Source organism: Corallococcus aberystwythensis, from assembly GCF_003612165.1.
Classification (GTDB): Bacteria; Myxococcota; Myxococcia; order Myxococcales; family Myxococcaceae; genus Corallococcus; species Corallococcus aberystwythensis.
Genome location: NZ_RAWK01000428.1, coordinates 1 through 5454, shown reverse-complemented (window position 1 = coordinate 5454; position 5454 = coordinate 1). Strand labels below are relative to the sequence as shown.

5 protein-coding genes are annotated in these 5454 nt (G+C 69.8%); 3 read left to right on the top strand and 2 right to left on the bottom strand.

From position 1 onward, the window contains the following. The first annotated feature begins 3 nt into the window (after positions 1-3). Both D7W81_RS39595 and thrS read left to right on the top strand, forming a co-directional pair. A complete protein-coding gene (locus D7W81_RS39595; RefSeq protein WP_208721664.1) occupies positions 4-1851 on the top strand; it encodes an OPT/YSL family transporter in 1848 nt (615 codons plus the stop codon). 257 nt (positions 1852-2108) lie between these two features. Beyond that, positions 2109-3311 carry a threonine--tRNA ligase gene (thrS, locus tag D7W81_RS39590; RefSeq protein ID WP_120560507.1) on the top strand — a complete coding sequence of 401 codons (1203 nt, stop codon included), beginning with the start codon at positions 2109-2111 and terminating at the stop codon, positions 3309-3311. 70 nt (positions 3312-3381) lie between these two features. Here the strand turns inward: thrS and D7W81_RS39585 are convergent, their stop codons facing one another. Next, entirely contained in the window at positions 3382-3783 is a 402-nt protein-coding gene (locus tag D7W81_RS39585; protein WP_244227754.1) for a CBS domain-containing protein, read from the bottom strand. 235 nt (positions 3784-4018) lie between these two features. On the opposite strand from D7W81_RS39585, the gene msrB reads away from it, so the two are divergent. Continuing rightward, complete coding sequence (gene msrB / locus D7W81_RS39580; protein WP_120560505.1) at positions 4019-4441, top strand: peptide-methionine (R)-S-oxide reductase MsrB; 423 nt, start codon at positions 4019-4021, stop codon at positions 4439-4441. A gap of 77 nt (positions 4442-4518) precedes the next feature. On the opposite strand, the gene D7W81_RS39575 is transcribed toward msrB, so the two are convergent. Beyond that, positions 4519-5454, bottom strand: a 936-nt coding sequence (locus D7W81_RS39575; protein ID WP_120560504.1) for a GntR family transcriptional regulator, incomplete at its 5' end; no start/stop codon positions are given.

Genomic DNA, 5454 nt, shown 5'->3' with positions numbered 1-5454 from the left:
CCCATGGCCCACCCCGCCGAGCCGCTCCCGCCGGAGCCTTCCGCTCCCCTCAATTCCGTGCCCGACGCCGTCGCGCCGCGCTTCCGCTTCCTGCCCGCCGTGGGCACGTGGAAGTACCACCTGCTGCTCGCCTCGGTGGCCATCCTCTTCCTGGGCCCGCTGGGCGGCGTGGCCGCGTCGTACATGAACTTCAGCCTGGGCTTCTTCGTCGCCAGCCAGGTGCTCTCCGGCATCCTCGGCAGCGTGGTCACCTACGGCTACGGCGCGGAGGGCAAGCACGGCGCCAACTACATGCAGACGATGGCCGCGTCGGTGGCCTCGCTGTGCGCCATGTCCGTGCTCATCCAGTCCATGGTGTGGCTGGGCATGCCCCAGCCGCCCGCGTGGCAGCTGATGCTCTTCGTCGGGTGCGTGGGCATGTTCGGCGTGGGCGTGGGCATGCTCTACACGCCGCTCCTGGTGGACCGGCTCCAGCTGGACTACCCGTCCGGCTACGCGGTGGCCAACATCCTGCGAGCGCTCACGGACAAGCGCCTGCTCAAGGCCTCCATCGCGAAGCTGGGCGGTGGCACCGGCCTGGGCATCCTGGCCGCGTGGCTCACGGAGAAGGTGGCCGCCATTGGCGCGCTGAGCATCAGCAGTTCCACGGTGGGTGCCGGCATGGTGGTGGGCAGCCGCATCACCGTGCCCGCCATGCTCATGGGCATTTTCGGCTACGCCATCACGCCGTACCTGCGGAGCATCGGGTGGCTGGGACCCAATGATCCGTACCGGAAGATCGGCTTCCTCATCTCCCTGGCGATGATCTGCGGCGCGGCGCTGGTGGACCTGGCACTGCTCGCGGTGCAGGCCGTGGACCGCATCCGGGGCCGCGCGAAGGATCCCTCGGACGCCGAGCCCGAGTGGAAGAAGGTCAACGTGCCCCGCCTCATCGCCTGGGTGGTGGGCTGGGGCGCGGCCGTCGTCGTGGTGGCCACGCAGGTGCTGCACCAGCCCGCGGGCTTCATCGCCTTCGGGCTCGCGCTGTCGCTGCTGTTCGTGCTCATCAACGGCATCGCCTACGGCATCAGCGACAACAACCCCATCTCCAGCGCCTTCGTGATGTCGGTGCTGCTGATGTCGCTGTTGGGCCTGAAGGATCCGCTGGTGGGCCTGATGGCGTCCTCCATCCTGCTCATCTCCACGTCGGTGGGCTGCGACATGCAGCAGGACCGCTCCACCGGGTGGCGCCTGGGCACCAACCGCGTGGTGCAGTTCCGCTACCAGGTGCTGGGCATCTTCATGGGCGCGGTGCTGTGCGTGGTGCTGGCGCGCGTGTTCATGGGCGCCTACCCGGTGCTGGCCGTCAACCAGCTGGACCACCCGGACGTGAAGGTGGGCCAGTGGGGCTCCGCGATGACGTACAAGTTCGTGGGTGCCATCCGCGACCTGGGCACGCTGTCCGCGCACAAGGTGACGGCGCTGCTCGTGGGCCTGTCCGTCGGCTTCACGCTGGAGGTCATCCGCAAGGTCGCCCGCCGCGACCCCAAGTACCTGCGCTTCGTGCAGGGCTCGCGCGCGGGCTTCGGCATGGGCTGGGTGATGGACTCGGTGCTGCTGGCCAGCCCCTACGCGACCGCGTTCGGTGGCTTCATCGCGCTGCCGGCCACCCTCTGGTTCGGCATGGGCGGCATCCTCACGTCCGTCTTCAACACGGTCTCCAAGCGCTACCGGCGGGAGCCCGCGCCCGGGGAGGCGGTGCTGCCGGAGGACATGAGCACCATGTCCCTGGTGGGCGGCGGCCTCATCGCAGGCGAGTCGCTCTTCTACCTGTTCGTGGGCCTCGCCGGCCTGCTGGCCCTGTTGGGCTGAAGCCCCCTGCCCCGGCGCACGGCTTGACTTTCCGTGCGTCCGGGAGCACTTGTTGTCGCGTGAACCTCGTCATCAACACCACCGCGACCCAGACGACCACCACCGCTTCGGCGGGCGTGGGTCCGGTGCGCGTGTCGGTGGTCTGACGAGCGCACGGTTTCCCGCCCCGCCGAAGTCCGGCCGGGGCGACCGTGCAACCTCACACGCCCCGTGTCCGGCTCCGGCAGCTTCCACCCGACCGACACACGGAGACGACAATGCTCGACGAACACGACCACCGCGCGCTGGGCCAGCGCCTGGACCTCTTCCACCTGCAGGAGGAGGCCGCGGGCATGGTGTTCTGGCACCCGCGCGGACTGATGCTGTACCGGCTCCTGGAGGACCACGTCCGCGCCCGCATGCGCGAGGAGGGCTACCGCGAAGTCCGTACGCCGCAGCTGTGCTCCCAGCCGCTGTGGGAGCAGAGCGGCCACTGGGAGAACTTCCGCGAGAACATGTTCTGCATGCCGGAGGGCGACCGGCACCTGGCCCTCAAGCCGGTGAGCTGCCCGGGCCACATCCAGCTCGTGCAGCGCATGGCGCCCAGCCACCGCGACCTGCCCCTGCGCCTGGGGGAGTTCGGGCTGGTGCACCGCAGCGAGCCCAGCGGCGCGCTGCACGGGCTGTTCCGCCTGCGGCAGTTCACGCAGGACGACGGCCACATCTTCTGCGCGGCGGAGCAGGTGGAGGCGGAGGTGATCCGCTTCGTGCGCTCGCTCAAGGCGTTCTACGCGGGCTTCGGCTTCGACGACGTGCAGGTGGCCTTCTCCAGCCGTCCGGCGATGCGCGCCGGCAGTGACGCGCTGTGGGACCAGGCGGAGGCGTGGCTCCAGTCCGCGGCGAAGCACGCGGGCCTCCAGTACGAGGACCAGCCGGGCCAGGGCGCCTTCTACGGGCCCAAGCTGGAGTTCGTGCTGAAAGACCGGCTGGGCCGCGCGTGGCAGTGCGGGACGATCCAGCTGGACCTGGTGCTGCCGGAGCGCTTCGACCTGCACTACGTCGGCGCGTCCGGAGAGCGCCTGCGCCCGGTGATGCTTCACCGCGCGCTGTTCGGCAGCCTGGAGCGCTTCATCGGAATGTTGCTGGAGCATCATGGAGGCGCGCTGCCAGCATGGCTCGCGCCCGAACAGGTGGTGGTGGCCTCCGTGGGCGCGGGGGCCGCCGGGTACGCGGAAGCGCTGGCGGCACGGCTGCGGCTGGCGGGCTGCCGTGCGCGAGCGGACGTCCGGGACGAATCGCTGTCGAAGAAGGTCCTGGGCTCGCACGAGGACGGCGTGCCGTTCCTCGCGGTGGTGGGTGGCCGCGAGGTGGAGTCAAAGGGCGTCCGCCTGCGCCAGCGCGACGGCGCCCAGCGCGACCTGCCCTGGGATGACGCGGTGGCGTGGCTGTCCGCCGCGTGCCAGCCGGCCGTGGCGGGCTGATCATCCGGACGCGAGTCAACAGCCCGGCGTTCCCTTCCCACGAGAAGGGGGCGCCGGGCCTGTTGGCGGCTCAGGAGTAGAGGCTCAGGTGTTCCAGCGGCTCGCCAGGCTGCAGCAGCGTGAACGGCTCGGAAGCGACGTCGTCCAGGAGCAGGAGGCCGACAGCGTGCTGCTCGGCGTCCACGACCACCAGGCGGCTCACGTGGTGCTCCTCCATCAGGCGCTCGCCGGCCTCCAGCGGTGCGTCTTCCGGACAGGTGACGAGCGAGGCCGTCATTGCCTCGCGCACGGTGGTGACGTCAGGGTCGTGGCCGTGGACGGTGGAACACAAGGACAGCTCCGAGTCGGTGAGCAGGCCTACCAGCCGGCCGTGGTCCGTGACGGGCAGTGTCCCCAGACTGGAGGTGCCCAGCCGCTCGGCGGCGGAGCGCAGACATTCGTCCGCATCGATGGTCTGAACATCTCGGGTCATCAGCTCCGAAATCCGCATCGGCAGGCCTCCTTGTGGCACGCACCCCGTGCGGAAGAAGTACAACCGACGCACGGCCCTCCAAGCCCTGGTCCGGCGGGCCCGGTGTGCCGTGCGGTACAGGACAAGGGGGCCGACCGCCCCGCTGCCTGCCTGGTGTAGGGTGCGACGCGAAGGCCGACGGTGCATCCAAGGCCGTGCTCCGGGCTTCAGGGCCCGAAACGTGGAGGAGGACCCCATGGCGGACAAGCTCAACCTTTCCAACGAAGAGTGGCGCAAGCGCCTCACCCCCGAGGAGTTCCAGGTGCTGCGGCAGCACGGCACCGAATATCCGGGGTCGGGCTGCTTCCTTGGCACCAAGACGCCGGGCACCTATGTGTGCGCGGGCTGCAACAATCCCCTGTTCAAGGCCGGGACGAAGTTCGAGTCCGGCACCGGCTGGCCGTCCTTCACCCAGACGCTGTCGGAGGACTCCGTGACGGAGATCCGCGACGTGTCGCACGGGATGGTCCGCACCGAGGTCCGCTGCGCGCGCTGCGACGGCCACCTGGGCCACGTGTTCCCGGACGGCCCGCCGCCCACGGGGCTGCGCTACTGCATGAACTCCGTGGCGATGAAGCACGTCCCCGAAGGCAGCCCCATCGAGCTGGTCCGGGCCTGAGCAGGTCACCAGGAGTTCGTTGACACCTCCGGCGCGGAAACCCGGCTCAGGCGGAAGCGCCCGAGGTCCATCGACGCTCACGAAGCAGGCAATCCCAGGGAATGGGCAATGAAGCGCCAGAGGCGCACAGCCCACTGGCCCGAGGGAATCCAGGTGCCGCGAAGCAGTCCGCCCTCTTCGCGCACCGCCCCGAGGGAGCCGGCATGAGGAGCTTCAAGCTGGAAGCCCCCCTCCGGAGACGAAGCATCCCAACCTGTCCGACAGTCGGACCGGTTGCCCGAGGCCACGCCCGGCACGTTCCTCGCGGCGCATTCCCCGGTCGACCCGCGGGGAATGCACCCCGAGGCGGCTGGAAACCGCGGCGCCTCGCATTCCGGCTTCCCGGCAAGGGCCTCTTGCTGGGGGCAGAGGTAAACCCCGAGCGTCTCGGAACCCTCGACGGCTGGCGCGAGGTAACCGAGGCCACGCTCATCAACATCGAGGCGTGGCTCGAACGCATCGTCCTGCGCATTGGCTGGCGCAGGATCGACGGGGTCATGCAGCGCAACGCAAGAGTTGGTCTCCGGCACCTGGTCCTGCGCGGAGTCTGACGCGGGGGCGCCGGGGCTGCCCTCCTGAGCGTGGTGGGCCTCGGGGGCCGCCTGCTCCCGAGGGACAGGAGCGAATTGGTCCAGCACAAGCTCATCGTACGTCTTCATCAGCGCCGGCAGCTGGTGCTGGAGCGCCTGCACGTCGCGCGCATACAGCGCATCCAACGCGCAGATGACCCACTGGCGCATCACATCGCCGCCCATGAAGGGCAGCAGCCGGTCCGCGATGCCCCGGAAGGCCCGCTGCAGCGACTGGATGAGGAGCAGGTGCCCGGGACGTGAAGCCACCTGGGCAGAAAGCCGCAGCAACTCGAATTCCAGCTGCGCGCAGCGCTCCTTGGGGTGGTACCAGCGCGCCGCGTCCTGGAGCGCGTAGCAGGTGCTCTCCAGCGGCCCCAGGGCCACGGCGGAGGCATTCGCGCA

What these genes read in the sequence shown, in the direction of transcription:
- D7W81_RS39595 (WP_208721664.1), top strand. Translation starts at nt 4, where the DNA reads ATGGCCCACCCCGCCGAGCCGCTCCCGCCGGAGCCTTCCGCTCCCCTC.
- D7W81_RS39585 (WP_244227754.1), bottom strand. Translation starts at nt 3,783, where the DNA reads ATGACCCGAGATGTTCAGACCATCGATGCGGACGAATGTCTGCGCTCC.
- thrS (WP_120560507.1), top strand. Translation starts at nt 2,109, where the DNA reads ATGCTCGACGAACACGACCACCGCGCGCTGGGCCAGCGCCTGGACCTC.
- msrB (WP_120560505.1), top strand. Translation starts at nt 4,019, where the DNA reads ATGGCGGACAAGCTCAACCTTTCCAACGAAGAGTGGCGCAAGCGCCTC.